We start from the raw sequence: 19,488 nt of genomic DNA on the forward strand, positions 1-19,488 counted from the left end.
CTCTGTTTGGCTTTCGGCTCGGCTCACCCCGGAAACACCCAGTGCGGAAGTACAAGGACGATTTCCGGGAAAACGGTAATGATCAAAAGAGCGATGTTAAGCAGGATGAAGAACGGCATCGCAGCCTTCGCCACGGACAGTGTATCCTTTCCGCTCATGCTCTGAAGCACGAACAGATTGAATCCCACGGGCGGTGTGATCTGGGCCATCTCGACGAGGATGATGAGGAAGACGCCGAACCAAACAAGATCGAAGCCTGCCTGCTGAACCATGGGCAGGACGATTACGGCGGTCAGCACGATCATCGAGATGCCGTCGACCAGACACCCAAGGAAAATGTACATGATCGCCAGAGCAAGGGCGAGCATGTAGGGGCTGAGATGCATGGCATCCACCCACGCCGCCAGGGCCGCGGGGATACCGGTATAGGCCATCGCCGCAGTGGTGAAGGCGGCCCCTGCAATGATCAGCATGATCATGCAGCTCAGACGGGTCGCACTCATCAGGCTTTCATACAGGGTCCGCCATGTGAGGGTGCGGCTCCACAGGGCGAGGGCGAGGGCACCGGTGACACCCCATGCGGCGCATTCCGTTGCCGTGGCGAATCCGAGCAGCAGCGATAGGAACACGCCGGCGATCAGCAAAAGGCAGGGAATAAGCTTGGCCGATTGCCTGATCTTCTCGCGGAAGGGCAGGACGGGATCGCGCGGCGGGGTGAGCTTCGGGTTCAGCAACGACCAGACAATGACGTAGCCGCTGTACAGGGCCATCACCAGCGCGCCGGGAATAAAGCCCGCAAGAAACACCTGCAGCACAGATACGTTCGCGGTGACCGCATAAACCACCATCGGGATCGACGGCGGAATCAGCAGGCCGAGAGTGCCCGAGCCGGCCAGCGATCCGATGGCCAGCTGCTCGCTGTATCCGCGGCTGCGCAATTCCGGCAAGGCCATCTTGCCGATGGTTGCGCAGGTGGCCGCGGACGAGCCCGACACTGCGGCGAAGATCCCGCAGCCTACGATGTTCACATGAAGCAGCCGGCCGGGGAGCCATTGGAGCCAGGGAGAGAGCCCTCGGAACATTTCTTCCGATAGCCGTGTGCGGAATAGGATTTCTCCCATCCAGATGAACAGCGGCAGGGCCGCGAGGGTCCAGGATGCGCTGGCGCTCCACACCGTGGTGGCGAGCACCTGCCCGATTGGGACGTTTGTCGTCAGCACCATCGCGGCCAGCCCGATGAGGCCGAGGCCGATGGCGATCCAGACTCCGCTGCCGAGCACGAATACGAGCAGCAGAAGTAGAATAAGCGCGAGTTGGACAAGGTCGAGTGCCGGAAACATGCTCAGACCCCCCCGCCGGATGCGATCCGCTCGACCAATTCGTCGGGCGTGGCGGCCGGTTCCTTTTCATAGCGGGGCGCATTGCCGCGCAGGACGTGGATCAGTTCGTCCAGCATGGCGATAAGCAAGACCCAGAGGCCGAGCGTGTATCCGCTTTGCGGAATCCACAGGGGAACCGCGATGACGCCCTGCGAAATGTCGAAGAAGCGATAGGAATCGTAAGTCAGCCGCGTGGCGCTCAGGGCAAAATAGCCGATGAAGGAAACGCCGACCAACAGGGAGAAAAGCTCGAGATAGCGGCGCTTCGGCCCCCTGAGGCGTTCGAGGATCAGGCCGACCCGGATCATTTCGCCGTGCTTGAACGTATGGGCCAGACCAAGGAAGGCCATGGCAGCCATCGACCAGGAGGCAAAGTCATCGCCGGCGGGAACGTTGAGGCCGACTTCCCGCCCCAGCGAAAGCGCCATCATCAAGAGGAAGATGGCGACCAGGAAGCAACCGGCCAGAATGCCGGATAATAAATAGAGCCCATCAAGGAATTTACGGATCATCGCGCCACCTTTTTCGCGGAGCGAAGCGATCCTGCGCGGGGCTTCGAACGGCGGGCGCGCCGCGCCGGACGGAGCGCGCGTGTCGCCTGCCGCCATTGATGGCGGAATTCGTTATCTGTCATCTGAACCCCTCAAAGGTCTGTACGGCCCCCTTCGGGCAAGGCCCTGGGTGCTCTCGGAAGATATGCTGGCCTGACGTCGTCATTTCGTCAACAAAATGTTGACGTTTTTTCTCCATCATGACTTCATTCATCCCGCAGCCCGACGCGACGCCGCATCTAAGCATGGGCGGGATGCCGCAGAGTGGGGCAGAAGGATCGAGAATAGGAAATTCTAATTTTGAGCCTATTCATGCCGAAATCGATATCAATTTACGATTGGGTGTGAAGGGCCAGATTGAACAGCACGGACTGGTTCGTCCGTGCAGAAAACGGGCCAGCCGGAAACGGCGCGATGCCCGCGACGATCAGAGGATGCAGGGGACAGACATGGCGATGACGGCGGACGCGGCGGTTTCCTCGGGCAAGCGCGGGGCTTGGGAGTTCTGGATCGACCGCGGCGGCACCTTCACGGATATTATCGGCCGTCGTCCGGATGGTTCGCTGGTGGCGCACAAGGTGCTTTCGGAAAACCCCGGCGCCTATCGCGACGCCGCCGTACACGGGATCCGCGAACTGCTCGGCCTCGCGGCGGAGGATCCGATCCCCACCGGCCTCGTTTCTGCTGTCAAAATGGGCACCACGGTCGCGACAAACGCGCTTCTGGAGCGCAAGGGCGACCGCACGCTGCTGGTGACCACCCGTGGCTTCAAGGATGCGCTGAAGATCGGTTATCAGGCCCGGCCGAAGATCTTCGCCAAGAAGATCATGCTGCCGCACATGCTGTTCGAGCGCGTGCTTGAGGTGGGCGAGCGCGTGCGCGCCGATGGCACCATCGAGGCGGCGCCCGATCTGGACGCGGTGCGCGCAAGCCTTGTGGAGGCGCGCGAGGCCGGCATCGTGGCGGTGGCGATCGCCTTCATGCACGCCTACCGCTTCCCCGAGCACGAGCGGCAGGTCGCGGCGCTGGCGCGGGAGATCGGCTTTCCGCAAGTGTCCGTGTCACACGAAGTGTCCCCGCTCATCAAGCTGGTGGGGCGGGGTGACACCACCGTGGTGGATGCCTATCTCTCGCCGATCCTGCGCCGCTACGTGGGGCAGGTGGCGCAGGAGTTGGACGCCGGTGAACCCGGCGGCGCCGATCCCATCCGCCTCATGTTCATGATGTCCTCCGGCGGGCTCACCGCCGCCGACCTGTTCCAGGGCAAGGATGCTCTGCTGTCCGGCCCGGCGGGTGGCGTGGTCGGCGCGGCGGAAACCGGCGGCATCGCCGGGCTTGAGCGCATCATCGGCTTCGACATGGGCGGCACCTCCACCGACGTGTGCCATTTCGACGGCGAGCTCGAGCGCGCCTTCGACACCGAGGTGGCCGGCGTGCGCATCCGCGCACCCATGATGCGCATCCATACGGTGGCGGCGGGCGGTGGCTCGATCCTGCATTATGACGGCGCGCGCTTCCGCGTCGGCCCGGACAGCGCCGGCGCCAATCCCGGCCCCGCCTGCTACCGGCGCGGCGGACCGCTCGCGGTGACCGATGCCAATGTGATGCTCGGCAAGCTCATCCCCGATTTCTTCCCGAGGATTTTCGGTCCGAACCAGGACCAGGCGCTCGATGCGGATGCGGTGCGCGAAAAGTTCGCGACGCTGGCGGCCGAGATCGGCGACGGACGCACCGCCGAGGCCGCCGCCGACGGCTTCATCACCATTGCGGTCGAGAACATGGCCAATGCCATCAAGAAGATCTCGGTGGAGCGCGGCTATGATGTCACCCGCTATGCGCTGACCTGCTTCGGTGGGGCGGGCGGGCAGCATGCCTGCCTCGTGGCCGACGCGCTCGGCATGAAGAGCGTCCACATCCCCCCCTTCTCGGGACTGCTATCGGCCTATGGCATGGGCCTTGCGGCCATTCGCGCGCATCGCACCAAGGCCGTTGGTGTGCGTCTGGCGCCCGAGGCGCTGGCCGCGCTCGGGCAAACCCGCGACGCGCTCGCGGGCGAGACGGTGGCGGAACTCGTCGGGCAGGGGATCGCCCCGGCGGAGGTGGAGACGCAGGCCAAGCTGCATCTGCGCTATGAAGGCACCGACACGCCGCTGTCCGTGACGCTCGCCGACGTGCCCGCCATGCTTCGCGAGTTCGAAGGCAAGCATAAGGCCCAGTTCGGCTTCATCTCGCCGGAAAAGCCGCTGGTGGTGGAGGCCATCGAGGTGCAGTCCTCGGGCGGCGGCGCCGGCATCGCCGAGGCCGACCACCCCTTGAGCGAAGGCACGCCGGAGGCGGACCGAACCGCACGCTTTTATTCGCGCGGCGAGTGGCACGAGGCCCCTGCGGTGCTGCGCGCCGCCTTCCGGCCGGGCATGACGCTGGAAGGCCCGGCGATCATCATCGAGCCCAACCAGACGGTGATCGTGGAAGCCGGCTGGCGGGCGCAGGTGACCGTCAAGGATCATCTGCTGCTCACCCGCGCGGTCGCCCTGAAGCGGGCCGAGGCGGTGGGCACGCATGCCGATCCGGTGATGCTCGAAGTGTTCAACAACCTCTTCATGTCCATCGCGGAGCAGATGGGTGTGACGCTCCAGAACACCGCCTATTCGGTGAACATCAAGGAGCGGCTGGACTTCTCCTGCGCGGTGTTCTCGGGCACCGGCGAACTGGTGGCCAACGCCCCGCACATGCCGGTGCATCTCGGCTCGATGGATCGTTCTGTAGAAACGGTGATCCGGGAGAATGAGGGCGCCATTCGGCCCGGCGACGTGTTCGCGCTCAACGCACCTTATAATGGCGGCACCCACTTGCCGGACATCACCGTGTGCTCGCCGGTGTTCGACGATGCGGGGAAAGAGCTGCTGTTCTGGGTCGCCTCGCGCGGCCATCATGCGGACGTGGGCGGCGTCGCCCCCGGCTCCATGAGCCCGCGCGCCACGATCATCGAGGAAGAAGGCGTCTATATCGATAATTTCAAGCTGGTGGACCAGGGCCGCTTCCGCGAAGCGGAGTTGCTTGGCCTGCTTTCCGGCGCGAAATATCCGGCCCGCAATCCGGTGCAGAACGTGGCCGACCTCAAGGCGCAGATCGCCGCCAATGAGAAGGGCATCCAGGAACTGCGCAAGATGATCGCGACCTTCGGGCTTGACGTCGTCACCGCATACATGGGCCATGTACAAGACAATGCGGAAGAGAGCGTGCGCCGCGTGCTCGACCGTCTCAATGACTGCGAATACAGCTATGAGATGGACCAGGGCACGGTGATCAAGGTGAAGATCACGGTGGACAAGACGGCGCGGCGCGCCACCGTGGATTTCACCGGCTCCTCGCCGCAGCAGCAGACCAATTTCAACGCGCCGGCTCCGGTTACGCGCGCGGCCGTGCTCTATGTGTTCCGTGTCATGGTGGAGGACGAAATCCCCATGAATGCCGGCTGCCTGCGGCCCATCGACATCGTGGTGCCGCAGGGCTCCATGCTCTCGCCGGTCTATCCCGCCGCCGTCGTGGCGGGGAATGTGGAGACCTCGCAGGCGGTCACCAATTGCCTTTTCGGCGCGCTGAAGGCCATGGGTGCGTCCCAGGGCACCATGAACAATCTCACCTTTGGCAATGAGAAGATCCAGTATTACGAGACCATCTGTTCGGGCTCCCCGGCGGGCCCCGGCTTCGACGGCACGGACGCGGTGCATGTGCACATGACCAATTCGCGCCTGACCGATCCGGAAATCCTGGAAACCCGCTTCCCGGTTCTGCTGGAGGATTTTCACGTGCGGCCGGGCTCGGGCGGACGGGGACAGTGGAACGCGGGCGCGGGCACCTATCGCCGCATCCGCTTCCTGGAGAAGATGGATTGCGCGCTGCTCTCCTCGCACCGGCGCGTGCGGCCGTTCGGGCTGGACGGGGGCGAGTATGGCGCCGTCGGCGAAGGGTTCGTGCGCCGCAATGATGGATCCTACGACGTGCTGGAGGGTTGCGCCCAGACCGTGCTGGAGGCCGGCGAGGCGGTGATCGTCATCACCCCGACCGGCGGCGGCTTCGGGAATCCGGCGCTGCGCAAGGGGTGATCTCCAACGGGTGGTCTGAATGACGGGAGGCCGTCGCCCGCGTTTCCTCCGTGCGGGCGAGGGTGTTTTCTCGCCTTTTGATCCCAATCAATAGCGATACCTCCGCGGGGGCTAGACTGCGTTGCCAGACTTTGGCGTGCGTTGCGATCCGCGGAGAAATCCCATGGCTTGGAAATGGACGGCCCGTTCCCTGTTCGCCGCTGCCGCTGTCGGCGGGCTGACCCTCATGCCTTTGGCCGCCTTCACGCAGGTGAATGCGCCATCCCAGAAGCATGAGCCCTACGTTCCCCGTCTCGGTGACATCATGGAGACCATGCAACTGCGGCACTTCAAGCTGTGGTTTTCGGGGCGTCTGGGAAACTGGGACCTCGCAGAGTATGAGCTCGGCCAGATGCGGGCGAGTTTCCAGGATGCGCTGACCCTCTACCCTGGCATTCCGGTCGCCGACATGAGTTCGATGACCGAGCCCGCCCGGCTGATCGGCGAGGCGATCCAGGAAAAGAACGGGCCGAAGTTCGCCACCGCGTTCAAAGACATGACCGACGCCTGCAATGCCTGCCATCACTCGATCGGGCGCGGGTTCATCGTCGTGCAGGTGCCGACCTCCTCGCCCTTCAGCAACCAGTCCTTCGCGCCCCCGGCCAAATAGCCGCCGCGCTTCAAACCGAGAGTAAGGCGTCGCGGCGGGCGGGGTCGGCCTCCAGGGCCGCGAAACTGCCCTCGAACACCATGCGGCCGCGCGCCATCACACAGGTGCGGTCGCAGATGAGCCTTGCGAAATGAAGATTCTGCTCGCACAGCAGGATCGAAAGCCCTTCGGTTTTCAAAGCCATGACTGCAAGCGCGATCTGCTCGACGATGCGCGGGGCCAATCCTTCGGACGGTTCATCCAACAAGAGCAACAGCGGATTGCCCATGAGGGTGCGGGCCAGGGTCAGCATCTGCTGCTCGCCGCCGCTCATCTGCCCGCCGCGCCGCTGGCGCATTTCCGCAAGATTGGGGAATAGCGCGAACAGGCGCTCGATGGTCCAGGGCGCATGGCCGGGCCGGGCCGGGCGACGGCCGACCTCCAGGTTTTCCATCACGGTCAGGTCGGTGAAGATGCGCCGGTCCTCGGGCGCATAGCCGATGCCAGCCTGCACCAGTTCGTGGGTCTCAAGGCGCGAGACATCGGCGCCGAGCAGGCGGATCTCGCCGGTGCGGCGCGGGCCCTGGGCCATGATGGCGCGCAATGTGGTGGATTTGCCCGCCCCGTTGCGGCCGAGCAGGGCCAGCGCCTCGCCGCTCCCCACACGCAATCCCACCTCGTGCAGGATCTGCGCGCGGCCGTAAAAGGCGTCCAGGCGGGCGACGTCAAGCATTCGCATCCCCCGCGAAGGTCAGGCCGGTGCCGAGATAGATGGCGCGCACCTGCGCATCGGCACGGATGGCAGCGGGCGGCCCTTGCGCGATCAGCGCGCCGCGATCCAGCACCAGCACGCGGTCGGCATGTTCGAACACCACGTCCACGTCGTGCTCGGTGAACAGGATGCCCATGTTCCGCTCGCGGGCGAGCCGCGCCACAAGCCGCATGAGGGCGATGCGCTCGCCGCTCGCCATGCCGGCGGTGGGCTCGTCCATCAGCAGCAGTCGCGGCGCATTGGCGAGGGCGAGTGCAAGTTCCAGCCGCTTGACGTCGCCATAGGCCAGTTCTCCGCTCGCGCGCCCGGCCTGGTCTGCGAGGCCCACGAGGTCCAGCAGGGCGTCGGATTCCGCATGATGGCGGCGCGCGGCACGGCCGAAGGGGCGGGCGAGCGCGCGATGGTGCGACAGCAGCGCCACCGCCACATTCTCCCGCACGCTCATGGAGGCGAAGGTGGCCGCGATTTGGAACGTGCGTCCCACCCCGAGGCGGAACAGCCGGCGCGGCGGCGCGCCGGTGATGTCCTGCCCGGAAAGGCGCACCGTGCCGGCATCGGGCTTCACCTGCCCGCCCAGCAGGCCGAAGCAGGTGCTCTTCCCCGCGCCATTGGGCCCGATCAGGGCGAGGATCTCGCCGGCCGTGAGGGAAAAGGTGACCCCGCGCACCGCCGCGACGCCGCCATAGCTCTTGGCAAGGCCATCGGCTTCCAGCAGCGGCGGGCTCATGCGGCGGCTCCGCCCAGGCGGTCCCGCAGGCGCGTGAACGCGCCGCCGATGCCGTGGGGAAAGGCGACCACCAGCATCACGATCACCGCGCCCAGCACCAGCTTGGAGTGCTCGGTCTCGCTCATCAGCCAGATCGACAGCAGCTTGTAAGCGATGGCGCCGACAACTCCGCCGGAGATCGTCTCCACTCCGCCCAGCAGCACCATGGCGAGCGCGTCCACCGACAGGGGAATTCCCAGCGTATCGGGAAAGACGTTGCCTTTCAGGAAGGCGAACAGGGCTCCGGCGACAGCCGCGAACAGGCCGGCCAGGGCGAACGCCGCCCATTGGATGCGATGGCGATCGATGCCCAGCGCCTCGGCCCGCGCGGCATTGTCGCGCGCCGCGCGAAGGGCAAAGCCGAAGGGTGAGAAGATGAGCGTGCGCAGGGCCGCGACGCCCATGATTGCGAGGGCGAGGGCCAGCCAATAGAGGCCGGCGGGGGTGGCCGCGAACCCCTGCGGCCAGATGCCCAGCAGGCCGTTGTCGCCGCCGGTCACCTCCACCCATTGGAACGCGATCGCCCAGGCGATCTGCGCGAAGGCCAAGGTGAGCATGGCGGAATAGACGCCCGACAGGCGCACGCAGAACCAGCCGAACAGCACCGCTCCGGCGAGGCCCAGCAGCGGGCCGAGCAGGATCGCCCCTGCCATGGAGAGGCCCGCGCCCTTCAGGGCAAACGCCGCGCCATAGGCGCCGAGGCCGAAATAGGCGGCATGCCCGAACGAAGGCAGGCCGCCGGCGCCCATCAGGAAATGCAGGCTCGCGGCGAACAGCACGAAGATCGCGATTTCGGCGGCGACGCTGAGCACATAGGCGCCGGCACCGAGCGGCAGCAGGGCGGCGAGGAGCACGAGCCCGGCCACCGCCGCGCGCTCGCGTGTGGTGAACGCCCGCCATGGGGTGATGAAGGTTCCGATGGCCGGCCGCGCGGCGCCGTCCGCCCGGCCAAGCAGGCCATAGGGCCGCAGCACCAGCACCAGCGCCATCACCGCGAACACCAGCACCAGCGACACCTGCGGCAGAATGAGGATGCCGAAGGCGTTCAATTCGCACACCAGGACGGCGGCCAGAAAGGCGCCGGTGACGCTGCCCAGCCCGCCGATGACCACCACCACGAACACCTCGACGATGATCTTCAGGTCCATGGAATGGTTCACCGCCTCGCGCGGCAATTGCAGCGCCCCGCCCAGAGCCGCGAGGAACACACCGAGGGCGAACACCGAGGTGAACAGCCATTTCTGGTTCACGCCGAGCGCCGCCACCATGTCGCGATCCTGCGTCGCCGCGCGGACCAGAATGCCCCAGCGGGTGGTGTGGAATGCGAGCCATATCGCGCCAAGCACCAATGGCCCGAGGACAACCAGGAACAGGTCGTAGGCTGGGATCGCTTGGCCGAGGATATCCACCGCGCCTTTGAGGCCCGGCGCGCGGGGGCCGAGCAGGTCCTCTGGGCCGAACATCAGCACCACCAGATCCTCCACCATCAGCGTCACGCCGAAGGTGGCGAGCAATTGGAACAGCTCCGGCGCACGGTAGATGCGGCGCAGAAGCAGGATTTCCATCGTCACGCCGAGTAAGGCCACAACGGCGGCTGCGCACACAAGGGCCGCCCAGAAGCCGAGCGCCCCGGAAAACCGCTCCGTCAGGCTGTAGGCCACGTAGGCGCCGAGCATATAGAAGGCGCCGTGGGCGAAGTTCACGATGCGCGTCACGCCGAAAATGATCGAAAGCCCGCTCGCCACCAGGAACAGCGAACAGGCGCTGGCGAGGCCGGTCAGGAACTGGGCGACGATGAAATCCAAAAGTCTCGTCTCCAAGCCTTGGTTTGACAGGGGCGTCACTCTCCCCTCACCCCAACCCTCTCCCCCTCGGGGAGAGGGGGCAGCATCGGCGAGGCGGGGAAACTTCTCTTTCTCAGGCGAGCGCGGAAATCTGTCCTGCTGGTCAAGTTTCGCAGCGTCCGCCGCGCTGAAAGTTCCGCCCTCCTGTCTCTCCGTCTCGGTTTGACAGGTCCGCTCGCTCACCTCTCCCGGAGGGGGAGAGGTCGACCGCGCAGCGGACGGGTGAGGGGAAACGCCGCCGCACGGGAGAGCTTCACCCGTTAGCCCCAACCCTCTCCCTCGGGGAGAAAGGACGGCTCGGGCGAGGGGGGACCTATTGCGCCGGCCGCAGCTTTGCCGCCTCGTCCTCGCTCGGCAGATAGGCCGCGCCGTCGCGATAGACGAAGTCCACCATTCGCCCCTGGCCGTCCTGGACAGCGGTCTTGCCCACGAAGGCGCCGAGGGTGGACTGGTGATCCCCCTTGCGGAACACGATGGGGCCGAACGGGCTGACGAGGGATATTCCCTCGGCGGCGGCGATCAGCTTGTCGGTGTCCGTGGAACCGGCCTTGGCGATGATGGCGGCCGCGGCCTTGATGGTGGAATAGCCGACCACCGAGCCGAGCCGGGGATAATCGTTGAACTTCGCCCGGTACGCCTTCAGGAACGCGTCGTGCTCGGGGCTCTTGATCGCGTACCAGGGATAGCCTGTGACGATCCAGCCCTCGGGTGCCTCGTCCTTCAGCGGATCGAGATATTCCGGCTCGCCGGTGAGGAAGCTGACCACAACGCGATCCTTGAACAGGCCCCGCACATTACCCTCGCGCACCAGCTTGGCGAGATCGGGGCCGAAGGTGACGTTCAGGATCGCGTCGGGCTTGGCGGCGGCGATGGCCTGCACCACCGGGCCGGCGTCGATCTTGCCTTGGGGCGGCCATTGCTCGGCCACCCATTCCACGTCCGGCCGCTTGGCGGAGAGCAGCTTCTTGAACACCGCGACGGCGGACTGGCCATATTCGTAATTGGGCGCGATGGTCGCCCAGCGCTTGGCGGGCAGCTTGGCCGCCTCTTCCGCCAGCATCGCCGCCTGCATGTAATTGGAGGGGCGCAGGCGGAAGGTATAAGCGTTGCCCTTGTCCCAGGTGATAGCGTCGGTCAGCGGCTCTGCGGCGAGGAAAAACACCTTCTTCTGTTTCGCGTAATCTGCGACCGCGAGGCCGATGTGGGAAAAGAAGGTGCCCGCCAGCATCGCCACCTGGTCGGAGGAAACCAGCTCGTTTGCCGCGGTCACCGCATCGGCGGGCTTGCCGGCGTCGTCCTTGGAGATCACCACCAGCTTCCTACCGAGCAGGCCGCCCGCCGCGTTCACCTCTTCGACCGCCAATTGCCAGCCCTTGCGATAGGGCTCGGTGAAGGCGGGCAAGGTGGAATAGGAATTGATTTCGCCGATCTTGATCTCGCCCTGCTGGGCGCGGGCCGCCGAGGCGAACAGGGCGGCGCCGACGGCGACGGCCGCAACGGAAGCGGACAGCGTGCGCATCCTCAACCTCTCCTTCGCAGAGCCGGCGCGCCGCGGGGGAATGCCCGGTTCGGAATGGCGGCGCCGACCCCTTGCGGATACGCGAGGCGGGGTCGGAAGTCGAGCGCGTCAGGTCGCCCGCTGGAGGCGATGGGGCGCGCGCAGGCTATTGGGCGCGCTTCGCCTGCGCCGCGGCGAGGGCGGCGCGGCAGCCTTCACTGACCTGGTCCGCCTGTTTCTGAAGGCATTGTACGATGCGGCCGCCGCCCGGCTGGATTCCAGCGCACAGCTTCTCCACGTCCGCGCGGCAGGCCTGCTGGGCCGACTTGGCGGCCGCGGATGCGGCGTCTTGCGCCAGCACCGGGGGCGCCGTGAAAACGCACTGGATCAGAAAGGAGAGCGCGAGCCGCGACAAAGCGCGGCGGGGAAATGCGATGGAAGGCACGCGAAGGCTCCAGTCGGCGCGGCGCCACCGGGCCGCCGCTTCACCGCCGGCACCATGGCGATCGGCGGTTGCCCGCCGATGTCCGTAGGTTTCCGGGCCGTTCGCATGTGTGAGGTTTTGTAATGCCCAACGCCTTGCGGGCCCTCGAGCCGGCACCGTGTGCCGGCTCTGGCGCGGCCGCCCCGCCCTGGTCAGCGGCGCAGGCGGTTCAGCACGTCGGCATTTGGATAACCGTCGGGCACCATGCCGCTCTTGATCTGGAAATCCTGGACGGCGACGCGTGTCTTGCTGCCGAGGATGCCGTCGGGATTGCCGATAGCATAGCCGCGCTGGAGCAGGAGAGACTGCATCTCCACCCGCTCGGCGCGGGTGAGGGTGCGTTCGCCAGCCGGCCAGGAGGCGACGAACGGCCCGCCGCCGCGCAGCCGGTCCGACAGATGGCCGATGGCGAGGGCATAGGCGTCGGCGGGATTGTATCTCAGGATCGAGTTGAAATTCGACAGCATCAGGAACGCCGGACCCTTGGCGCCGGTGGGCAGCAGGATGAAGGCGGTATCGGACGGGCGCGGGAAATGGTGGCCGCCGGGGCGGCTGATGCCCAGCGAGGACCATTGCGCGAGGGTGTAGCGCTTGGAGCGGTCCACGTAGCGATAATCGAAATTCGCCGGCAGCACGACCTCATAGCCCCAGGTCTTGCCGAACTGCCAGCCGTCGAGCTTGAGATTATTGGCGGTGGAGGCGATCACGTCCGGGATGGAATCCACCACGTTGCGATGGCCGTCGCCGTCGAAATCCACCGCGAAGCGCTGGAAGCTGGTGGGCATGAACTGGGTCGGGCCGAACGCACCCGCCCAGGAGCCTTTCAGATGGTCGGCCGGGACATCGCCCTTGTCGAGGATCTGCAGGGTGGCGATGAATTCGTCGCGGAAATAATCCTGCCGGCGGCCGATGCAGGCCAGCGTCGCGGTGGAGCGCAGGACCGAGCGCGAGCCCATGCCGTTCGGATTGCCGTAGTCGCTTTCGATGCCCCAGATGGCGGCCACCGTATAGCGGTCCACCTTATAGGCCTTCTCCACCGCGTCGAAGATCGGCCTGTACTTCGCCAGGATCTCCTTGCCCTTGGCGATGCGCCTCTCGCTCACCAGCATGTTCACATAATCGCCCAGCGCGCGGGAGAATTCCGGCTGGCTGTCGAGATAGTCCATGATCTTCATGTCGGGCTCGAGGCCCGTGGTGAAGCGCTGGAAGCCGCGCTGCGACACGCCCTTGGCTTGGGCGAGCGGCCACATGCCGGCAATGCAATTGGGAAAATTGGCCTGCGCCTGGGCAATCGCCTCGGGCGTCATGAGGGGGTGGCTGGCGGGGCGGGTGGCCTCCGGCGTCGGATTGGCGGGTAGTCCGAAGATCGAGCCCGTCACCTGTGCCTGAGCCCCGGCGGGTGCGAGCCCCGCAAGGGAAAGGCCGAAAGCGATGGCGAGCGCTCCGCCTGTTGTCTTCAGCGCCATGACTGTCCTCTTCGCTGCGGCGGCGCGCAGATGTCGCCCCACGGATTCCATGACCGCTAGTGGGCGGTGCATAGGGTTGCTCTGTGGTTAACGTAGGGCAAGTTTATCCCCGCCGCAGGGTGGAGAAGGGCTAAATATTTCTCCGCTGGGCGAGGCTGCGCTCCCAGTCGAGCGCATGGGCGACGATGGTGGGCAGGTCGTCGAGCTTCGGGGCCCAGCCCAGTTGCGCCTGGATGCGGTCTGATGCGGCGACGATCGCGGCGGGATCGCCGGCACGGCGCGGCGAATAGGTCACGGGGAAATCCACCCCGGAAACCGCCTTCACCGTCTCCACCACCTCCAGGACCGAATAGCCCCGGCCATAGCCGCAATTGAAGATGCCACTCTCGCCTCCGGACCGGAGATGGGCGAGCGCATCGAGATGGGCGGCGGCGAGGTCGCTCACGTGGATATAGTCGCGCAGGCAGGTGCCGTCGGGGGTCTCGTAATCCGTGCCGAACACATGCAGGCCCGGCCGCTTGCCGAGCGCTGCTTCGCAGGCGACCTTGATGAGATGGGTCGCGCCGGCGGTCGATTGGCCCGAGCGGCCCTGCGGATCGGCGCCTGCCACGTTGAAATATCGCAGCGCGACATAATGCAGCGGGAAGGCGGCGCCGGCGTCACGCATCATCCATTCGCTCATCAGTTTCGACCGGCCATAGGGCGAAATCGGATTGAGCGCGGCATCCTCATCGACGGGCTCGGTGCCCACCATTCCGTAGACGGCAGCGGTGGAGGAGAAGATGAAGTGCGGCACGCCCGCCGCCACCACCGCTTCCAGCAGGGCGCGGGTCTTCACGGTATTGGCGAGATAATAACCGAGCGGGTCGGCCACGGACTCCGGCACGACGATGCGTGCGGCGAAGTGAATGACGGCATCAATGCCGTGCTGCCGCACGGTTTGCGTGACCAGGGCGCTGTCGCTGACATCGCCTTGGACGAAAACCGCAGCATCGGGCACCGCCCAGCGAAATCCGGTGGAAAGATCGTCCAGCACCACGACCGCCTCGCCCGCGTCGAGAAGCGCCAGCACCATGTGGCTGCCGATATAGCCCGCGCCACCCGTGACCAGAATCGCCATGTCCCCATCCTTCTGTCCGCGATTGCCCCAAGGCCGCCGTTGAAGTTCATCCGGTTATTGTGCGGTGCATTGATTGCTTAGGTCCACATCGCGCGAACCATTTCCATGGGGATGCGTTACCCTCTGTGGCCCGAGTCAGGTCAGAGGCAATCGTGCGATGCGGCAAGACCAAGGCGGCAAAACCAAGGCGGTAAGATCGGGCGACAAGATCGGGCGGCCATGGCGAGAACGACGATTGAGTGCTTTGCCGGGCCCGGGACCTGCGTGCTAAAAGCTCTTATCCCCGAAACTGAATGGTGCCCATTCCATGCCGAAGCCTCTGCGGAAAGCCATCCTGCCGGTTGCCGGCCTTGGTACGCGCTTCCTGCCCGCCACGAAGGCGGTGCCGAAGGAAATGCTGACCGTCGTCGACCGGCCGGTCGTGCAGCATGTCGTGGACGAGGCGCGCGCCGCTGGCATCGAGCACATCGTGTTTGTCACGGGGCGCAACAAGGCGGTCATCGAGGATCATTTCGACCGCCAGTTCGAACTCGAAAAGACGCTTATGGATCGTGGCAAGACCGCGGAGCTGGAACAGCTCGACCGCGATACGCCGAAGGCCGGCACGACCTCCTTCACCCGGCAGCAATTGCCGCTCGGCCTCGGGCATGCGGTGTGGTGCGCGCGCGACCTGATCGGCGACGAGCCGTTCGCGCTGCTGCTGCCCGACATGCTGCACCTGCCCAAGAACGGCAAGGGCTGCCTTGCCAAGATGGTCGAGGCCTATGAGCGCACGGGCGGAAACGTTATTTCCGTTTACGAGGTGCCGGATGATCAGACCCATCAATACGGTATCGTCGGCACGTCCTCTGCCCCGAGTTTCGTGCCCGAGATTACGCAGATGGTGGAGAAGCCGGCGCGGGGAACGGCGCCGACCAACCTCGCCATTTCCGGCCGATATATTTTGCAGCCGACGATTTTCGATCTGCTCGCAAAGCAGGAGCAGGGGGCCGGCGGAGAAATCCAGCTCACCGATTCGATGTTGAAGCTGATGGAGCGGGAGCGATTCTTCGCCGTGACTTTCGATGGCGCGGTGTATGATTGTGGCTCCAAAATCGGGTTCTTGATGGCCAATGTCGCTTATGCGCTCATGCGTCCTGATATCGAGCCGGAATTTCGCTCGGAACTGACGTCCTTCCTCAAGCTATGACCTTACGGAGGCAAGGCGCGATACTATCGGGATACCGATCTGCCCATCGCGCCTTGCCTTGACCGGAACTCTTTTCCCGTCTAATCGCGGTGCCTGAAGACTTATCTGGCCCAGGCGCGGAGCCCGCGAATGCTGCAGTCCCAAAACCATGGCGGCGAATTGCGCAAGCCCCGCATGAACGACGAACTGCGGTTCCTTCAGTCCTGGTTCCAGAATCCCTTGAAAACCGGCGCGGTTTCGCCCTCCGGCAAGGCCCTTGCCCGGATGATGGCTGGCTATCTGGACCCCGCGGTTCCCGGCCCGGTGATCGAGCTTGGACCCGGCACGGGGCCGGTGACGCGGGCGCTGTTGGCGCGGGGATTCGCGCCCGAACGTCTGTTTCTCATCGAGTATAATCCGGAATTCTGCGCTCTTCTGCGCCGTCGTTATCCGGGCGTCACGGTGATTCAGGGTGACGCCTACGAAATGCGCAAGACGCTGAACGGGGTCCTGCCCGGTCCGGCCGTCGGCACCATCTCCTCGCTGCCACTGTTCACCCGCTCGCCCGAGGATCGCGACCGCATGGTGAATGAGGCGTTCGACCTGTGCGTGGGCGATGCGCCGTTCATCCAGTTCACCTATGCCGTGGTTTCGCCCGTGCCGCTCAAGAATGGGCGCATCAATGGCGAGCGTTCGCCGCGCGTGTGGCTGAACCTGCCGCCTGCCCGCGTGTGGGCCTATCGGCGGCCGTGACGCCTTTTCTTTATGCCAGCCATCCCCAGGTGAAGGTGGATGCGGACCTCCCGGTTCCGCTGTGGGGGTTGTCTAACATCGGCATCGCGCGCACCCGCGCCTTTGCCCACGATCCGGCGCTGCTGGCCTTCGGACGCATCGTCTCCAGCGACGAGGTGAAGGCCAAGGAGACCGCCGCCCTTCTGGCGGAGGCGCTTCGCCTGCCGGTCGAGGTGCGCCCGGCCATGCACGAGAATGACCGCTCGGCCACCGGCTATCTGGTGGAAGCGGAATTCCAGGCGGTCGCCAATCAGTTTTTCGCTCACCCGCACGAGAGCGTGCGCGGCTGGGAGCGCGCGGTGGACGCCCAGGCGCGGATCGTGCGCGAAGTTGCGGCCGCGCTCGCCGATGCGCCGCAGACACCGCCGATCTTCGTCGGCCATGGCGGGGTCGGCACTTTGCTTCTGTGCCATCTCGCGGGCTATCCGATCTCCCGGGCGCATGACCAGCCGCCTGTGGGCGGAGGCTGCTGGTTTCAATCCGCGCCGGATCGCACGCCCGACCGCTGGCGCGCCATGGAGGAGGCTCTCACCCCATGACATCCGGATCGACTTCCGAGACCGAAGCGGTGCGCGAAAAGCTCATCGTCGCCCTGGACTTCCCCAATGTCGCGGCGGCGGAAGCGCTGGTGTGGCAATTGGGCGATACGGTCGATTTCTACAAGATCGGCCTTGAACTCACGATCGCCGGCGGCCTCGATCTGGCGAGCGACCTGATCGCCGCCGGCAAGAAGGTGTTCCTGGACCTCAAGCTCCACGACATCGACCACACCGTGGAGCGCGCCACGGCCGCTGCCGCCGCGCGCGGGGTCACGCTGCTCACCGTGCATGCCTATCCCCAGACGCTCGCCGCCGCCGCCCGAGGCGCCAAGGGCAGCGCCCTGAAAGTGCTGGGCGTGACGGTGCTGACTTCCTATGACGATGCCGATCTCGCGGCGGCCGGCTATGGCGGCGGTGTCAGCCAGACCGTGCGCCTGCGCGCCCTTCAGGCCCGCGAAGCCGGCATTGCCGGGGTTATCTGCGCCCCCACCGACGCGGCGACCGTGCGCAGCATCCTCGGGCCGGACGGCCTTGTGGTGACGCCCGGCGTGCGCCCGAGCGGCGCGGACGTGGGCGACCAGAAGCGCATCGCGACCCCCGCCGCTGCCATTGCGGCCGGCGCGAACAAGATCGTGGTCGGTCGCCCGATCATCGCCGCGCCGGACCCGGTCGCGGCGGCGCAGGCGATTTTGAAGGACATCGCCGGGGCCTGATCCCTCGACGAGATGGGCGTTGCTGTGGGATGGTCGCCGGCGCGCAAACGCCCGAGCGGGGCGGGATGGAAGGGGCGGAAATGGCCAAGGGCTATTGGATCGCACGTGTCGACGTGGTCAATCCGGTTGGATATGCGGAATATGCCAAGGCGAATGCCGAGCCCTTCGCGGCCCACAAGGCGCATTTCCTGGTGCGGGGCGGCGAGATCCATTCAAAGGAAGGCATTTCGCGCGGCCGCAATGTGGTGATCGAATTCGAGAGCTTCGAGGCGGCCCGCGCCTGCTATTTCTCGCCTGAATATCAAACGGCGCTCGCGCTGCGCCAGCCCTATTCCATCGCCGACGTGATGATCGTGGAAGGTGTCGAGCCCCCGGTCGAGGCGCCGCCCTCGGGAGAGACGCCCGCCGGCTATTGGATCATGGGGATCGATATCATCAATCAGGACGCCTATCGCGCCTATGCGGCTGCGGGTGGCACGGCGGCATTCAAGCCGCGCTTCCTGGCGCGCGGCGGGCGGCAGGAATTGCTGGAGGGCATCGGCCGCCAGCGCACCGTGCTGCTGGCTTTCGACGATGTTCCGACGGCGCTCGCCTGCTACGAATCGGACGATTATCAAAAGTCGGTGCGGCTGCGCGAAGGTGCTGCGGACGTGGACCTCATCGTCGCGCCCGGCTATAGCGGCCCGCAGCCCGCATAAGACAATAAGCCCGGATCGCCGGGGGGAGCCAAGCCAAGTGTCGGATCTGCGTGTCGTCATCACCGGGGCCAGCGGCCGCATGGGGCGTTCGCTCCTGCGCGCGGTGCTCGAAACCGAGGGATTCGCTTTGGTCGGCGCGCTGGAGCACGCCGACAGCCCCCATCTCGGCGAGGATGCGGGCCTTCTGGCCGGCATCGGCGTCTCCGGGGTGACCGTGCGCAACGATGTGTCGCGGGTGCTGAACGGCGCCGACGTGGTGATCGATTTCACCACGCCTTCGGCGTCGGTACGGCTGGCCGAAACGCTGGCGGAAGCCGGCATCGCCCATGTCATCGGCACCACCGGCTTTTCCTCGGCCGATCTCTCCACCATCGCCGCTGCCGCGCGGCGCACGGTCATCGTCCGCTCGGGCAATATGAGCCTCGGCGTGACCCTGTTGGCGGCGCTGACCAAGCGCGTGGCGGCGACGCTGGGGCAGGAATTCGATATTGAGATCGTCGAGATGCACCACGCCCGCAAGGTGGATGCCCCCTCCGGCACCGCGCTGCTGCTGGGCGAGGCGGCGGCGGCCGGCCGCAACGTGGACCTTGAGGATTACTGCGTGCGCGGCCGCGACGGCGTCACCGGTCCGCGCCGGTCCGGCGCCATCGGGTTCGCCAGCCTGCGCGGCGGATCGGTGATCGGCGAGCACCAGGTGATCTTCGCCGGGCCGGCGGAGCGCATCGAACTGGTACACAAGGCCGAGGATCGCTCCATCTTCTCCCACGGCGCGCTCACCGCCGCCCGCTGGACCAGGGGCCGCGAGCCCGGCCTCTACAGCATGGCAGATGTGCTTGGGCTGGCGGACTTCTGACCCCTCCGCAGCACCATGACTTTTGAGTTCGCCGGCGCGGACGTGCTATCAGTCGCGCCGACAAATCAATCTGCCCTCCGGCGGCCCACTCCCAAGGCCCGGCCGCGGCTC

17 protein-coding genes are annotated in these 19,488 nt (G+C 65.9%); 8 read left to right on the forward strand and 9 right to left on the reverse strand.

The genetic code is table 11. From position 1 onward, the window contains the following. Positions 1-23: 23 nt before the first annotated feature. Both V5G24_RS02775 and V5G24_RS02780 read right to left on the reverse strand, forming a co-directional pair. Positions 24-1,340 (reverse strand): TRAP transporter large permease, encoded by a 1,317-nt coding sequence (locus tag V5G24_RS02775; protein ID WP_394079326.1) that lies wholly within the window; start codon positions 1,338-1,340, stop codon positions 24-26. Positions 1,341-1,342: 2 nt separating this feature from the next. Further along, positions 1,343-1,987 carry a TRAP transporter small permease gene (locus tag V5G24_RS02780; protein WP_394079328.1) on the reverse strand — a complete coding sequence of 215 codons (645 nt, stop codon included), beginning with the start codon at positions 1,985-1,987 and terminating at the stop codon, positions 1,343-1,345. Between the two features lie 392 nt (positions 1,988-2,379). Between V5G24_RS02780 and V5G24_RS02785 the strand changes: the two genes are divergently transcribed. Together V5G24_RS02785 and V5G24_RS02790 are read left to right on the forward strand one after the other, a co-directional pair. Next, positions 2,380-6,036 (forward strand): hydantoinase B/oxoprolinase family protein, encoded by a 3,657-nt coding sequence (locus V5G24_RS02785; RefSeq protein WP_394079330.1) that lies wholly within the window; start codon positions 2,380-2,382, stop codon positions 6,034-6,036. Positions 6,037-6,199: 163 nt separating this feature from the next. Continuing rightward, complete coding sequence (locus V5G24_RS02790) at positions 6,200-6,685, forward strand: hypothetical protein (protein WP_394079332.1); 486 nt, start codon at positions 6,200-6,202, stop codon at positions 6,683-6,685. A 10-nt stretch (positions 6,686-6,695) separates the two neighbouring features. Here the strand turns inward: V5G24_RS02790 and V5G24_RS02795 are convergent, their stop codons facing one another. The 7 genes from V5G24_RS02795 to galE form a co-directional block, all read right to left on the reverse strand. After that, on the reverse strand, positions 6,696-7,397 hold the full coding sequence (locus V5G24_RS02795; protein ID WP_394079334.1) for an ABC transporter ATP-binding protein: 702 nt from the start codon (positions 7,395-7,397) through the stop codon (positions 6,696-6,698). Continuing rightward, positions 7,390-8,163 carry an ABC transporter ATP-binding protein gene (locus tag V5G24_RS02800; protein WP_394079336.1) on the reverse strand — a complete coding sequence of 258 codons (774 nt, stop codon included), beginning with the start codon at positions 8,161-8,163 and terminating at the stop codon, positions 7,390-7,392. The genes V5G24_RS02795 and V5G24_RS02800 overlap by 8 nt, the downstream gene beginning before the upstream one ends. Then, a complete protein-coding gene (locus tag V5G24_RS02805) occupies positions 8,160-10,007 on the reverse strand; it encodes an ABC transporter permease (RefSeq protein ID WP_394079338.1) in 1,848 nt (615 codons plus the stop codon). Before V5G24_RS02805 ends, V5G24_RS02800 begins: the two co-directional genes overlap by 4 nt. A 352-nt stretch (positions 10,008-10,359) precedes the next feature. Next, positions 10,360-11,565 (reverse strand): ABC transporter substrate-binding protein, encoded by a 1,206-nt coding sequence (locus V5G24_RS02810; protein ID WP_394079340.1) that lies wholly within the window; start codon positions 11,563-11,565, stop codon positions 10,360-10,362. Between the two features lie 145 nt (positions 11,566-11,710). Beyond that, positions 11,711-11,989 carry a cysteine rich repeat-containing protein gene (locus V5G24_RS02815; protein WP_394079342.1) on the reverse strand — a complete coding sequence of 93 codons (279 nt, stop codon included), beginning with the start codon at positions 11,987-11,989 and terminating at the stop codon, positions 11,711-11,713. 191 nt (positions 11,990-12,180) lie between these two features. Continuing rightward, on the reverse strand, positions 12,181-13,494 hold the full coding sequence (locus V5G24_RS02820) for a lytic murein transglycosylase (protein WP_394079344.1): 1,314 nt from the start codon (positions 13,492-13,494) through the stop codon (positions 12,181-12,183). 130 nt (positions 13,495-13,624) lie between these two features. Next, complete coding sequence (galE, locus tag V5G24_RS02825) at positions 13,625-14,614, reverse strand: UDP-glucose 4-epimerase GalE (RefSeq protein WP_394079346.1); 990 nt, start codon at positions 14,612-14,614, stop codon at positions 13,625-13,627. A gap of 307 nt (positions 14,615-14,921) precedes the next feature. Between galE and galU the strand changes: the two genes are divergently transcribed. The 6 genes from galU to dapB all read left to right on the forward strand — a co-directional run bounded on the left by galU (position 14,922) and on the right by dapB (position 19,377). Beyond that, positions 14,922-15,803, forward strand: coding sequence for a UTP--glucose-1-phosphate uridylyltransferase GalU (gene galU / locus V5G24_RS02830; RefSeq protein WP_394079348.1), 882 nt, complete (start codon positions 14,922-14,924; stop codon positions 15,801-15,803). Positions 15,804-15,932: 129 nt separating this feature from the next. Further along, the gene (locus V5G24_RS02835) at positions 15,933-16,535 is read left to right on the forward strand and encodes a class I SAM-dependent methyltransferase (RefSeq protein WP_394079350.1); all 603 of its coding nucleotides are present in this window, start codon (positions 15,933-15,935) and stop codon (positions 16,533-16,535) included. After that, complete coding sequence (locus tag V5G24_RS02840) at positions 16,532-17,113, forward strand: histidine phosphatase family protein (protein ID WP_394079352.1); 582 nt, start codon at positions 16,532-16,534, stop codon at positions 17,111-17,113. Before V5G24_RS02835 ends, V5G24_RS02840 begins: the two co-directional genes overlap by 4 nt. Beyond that, positions 17,110-17,826: an orotidine-5'-phosphate decarboxylase gene (gene pyrF, locus V5G24_RS02845; protein WP_394079354.1), complete on the forward strand. Its 717-nt coding sequence runs from the start codon at positions 17,110-17,112 to the stop codon at positions 17,824-17,826. Before V5G24_RS02840 ends, pyrF begins: the two co-directional genes overlap by 4 nt. 65 nt (positions 17,827-17,891) lie before the next feature. Further along, positions 17,892-18,524 (forward strand): DUF1330 domain-containing protein, encoded by a 633-nt coding sequence (locus V5G24_RS02850; protein ID WP_394079356.1) that lies wholly within the window; start codon positions 17,892-17,894, stop codon positions 18,522-18,524. 37 nt (positions 18,525-18,561) lie between these two features. Next, complete coding sequence (dapB, locus tag V5G24_RS02855) at positions 18,562-19,377, forward strand: 4-hydroxy-tetrahydrodipicolinate reductase (RefSeq protein ID WP_394079358.1); 816 nt, start codon at positions 18,562-18,564, stop codon at positions 19,375-19,377. The last annotated feature ends 111 nt before the right edge of the window (positions 19,378-19,488 follow it).

It is taken from the genome of Roseixanthobacter finlandensis (genome assembly GCF_043195105.2).
Taxonomy (GTDB): Bacteria; Pseudomonadota; Alphaproteobacteria; order Rhizobiales; family Xanthobacteraceae; genus NCEH01.

Excerpts from the sequence above, each read along its gene's own strand:
- V5G24_RS02835 (WP_394079350.1), top strand. The coding sequence starts at position 15,933 with ATGCTGCAGTCCCAAAACCATGGCGGCGAATTGCGCAAGCCCCGCATG.
- V5G24_RS02800 (WP_394079336.1), bottom strand. The coding sequence starts at position 8,163 with ATGAGCCCGCCGCTGCTGGAAGCCGATGGCCTTGCCAAGAGCTATGGC.
- V5G24_RS02780 (WP_394079328.1), bottom strand. The coding sequence starts at position 1,987 with ATGGCGGCAGGCGACACGCGCGCTCCGTCCGGCGCGGCGCGCCCGCCG.
- V5G24_RS02795 (WP_394079334.1), bottom strand. The coding sequence starts at position 7,397 with ATGCTTGACGTCGCCCGCCTGGACGCCTTTTACGGCCGCGCGCAGATC.
- V5G24_RS02810 (WP_394079340.1), bottom strand. The coding sequence starts at position 11,565 with ATGCGCACGCTGTCCGCTTCCGTTGCGGCCGTCGCCGTCGGCGCCGCC.
- galU (WP_394079348.1), top strand. The coding sequence starts at position 14,922 with ATGCCGAAGCCTCTGCGGAAAGCCATCCTGCCGGTTGCCGGCCTTGGT.
- galE (WP_394079346.1), bottom strand. The coding sequence starts at position 14,614 with ATGGCGATTCTGGTCACGGGTGGCGCGGGCTATATCGGCAGCCACATG.
- V5G24_RS02790 (WP_394079332.1), top strand. The coding sequence starts at position 6,200 with ATGGCTTGGAAATGGACGGCCCGTTCCCTGTTCGCCGCTGCCGCTGTC.
- V5G24_RS02775 (WP_394079326.1), bottom strand. The coding sequence starts at position 1,340 with ATGTTTCCGGCACTCGACCTTGTCCAACTCGCGCTTATTCTACTTCTG.
- pyrF (WP_394079354.1), top strand. The coding sequence starts at position 17,110 with ATGACATCCGGATCGACTTCCGAGACCGAAGCGGTGCGCGAAAAGCTC.
- V5G24_RS02785 (WP_394079330.1), top strand. The coding sequence starts at position 2,380 with ATGGCGATGACGGCGGACGCGGCGGTTTCCTCGGGCAAGCGCGGGGCT.
- V5G24_RS02850 (WP_394079356.1), top strand. The coding sequence starts at position 17,892 with ATGGAAGGGGCGGAAATGGCCAAGGGCTATTGGATCGCACGTGTCGAC.
- V5G24_RS02820 (WP_394079344.1), bottom strand. The coding sequence starts at position 13,494 with ATGGCGCTGAAGACAACAGGCGGAGCGCTCGCCATCGCTTTCGGCCTT.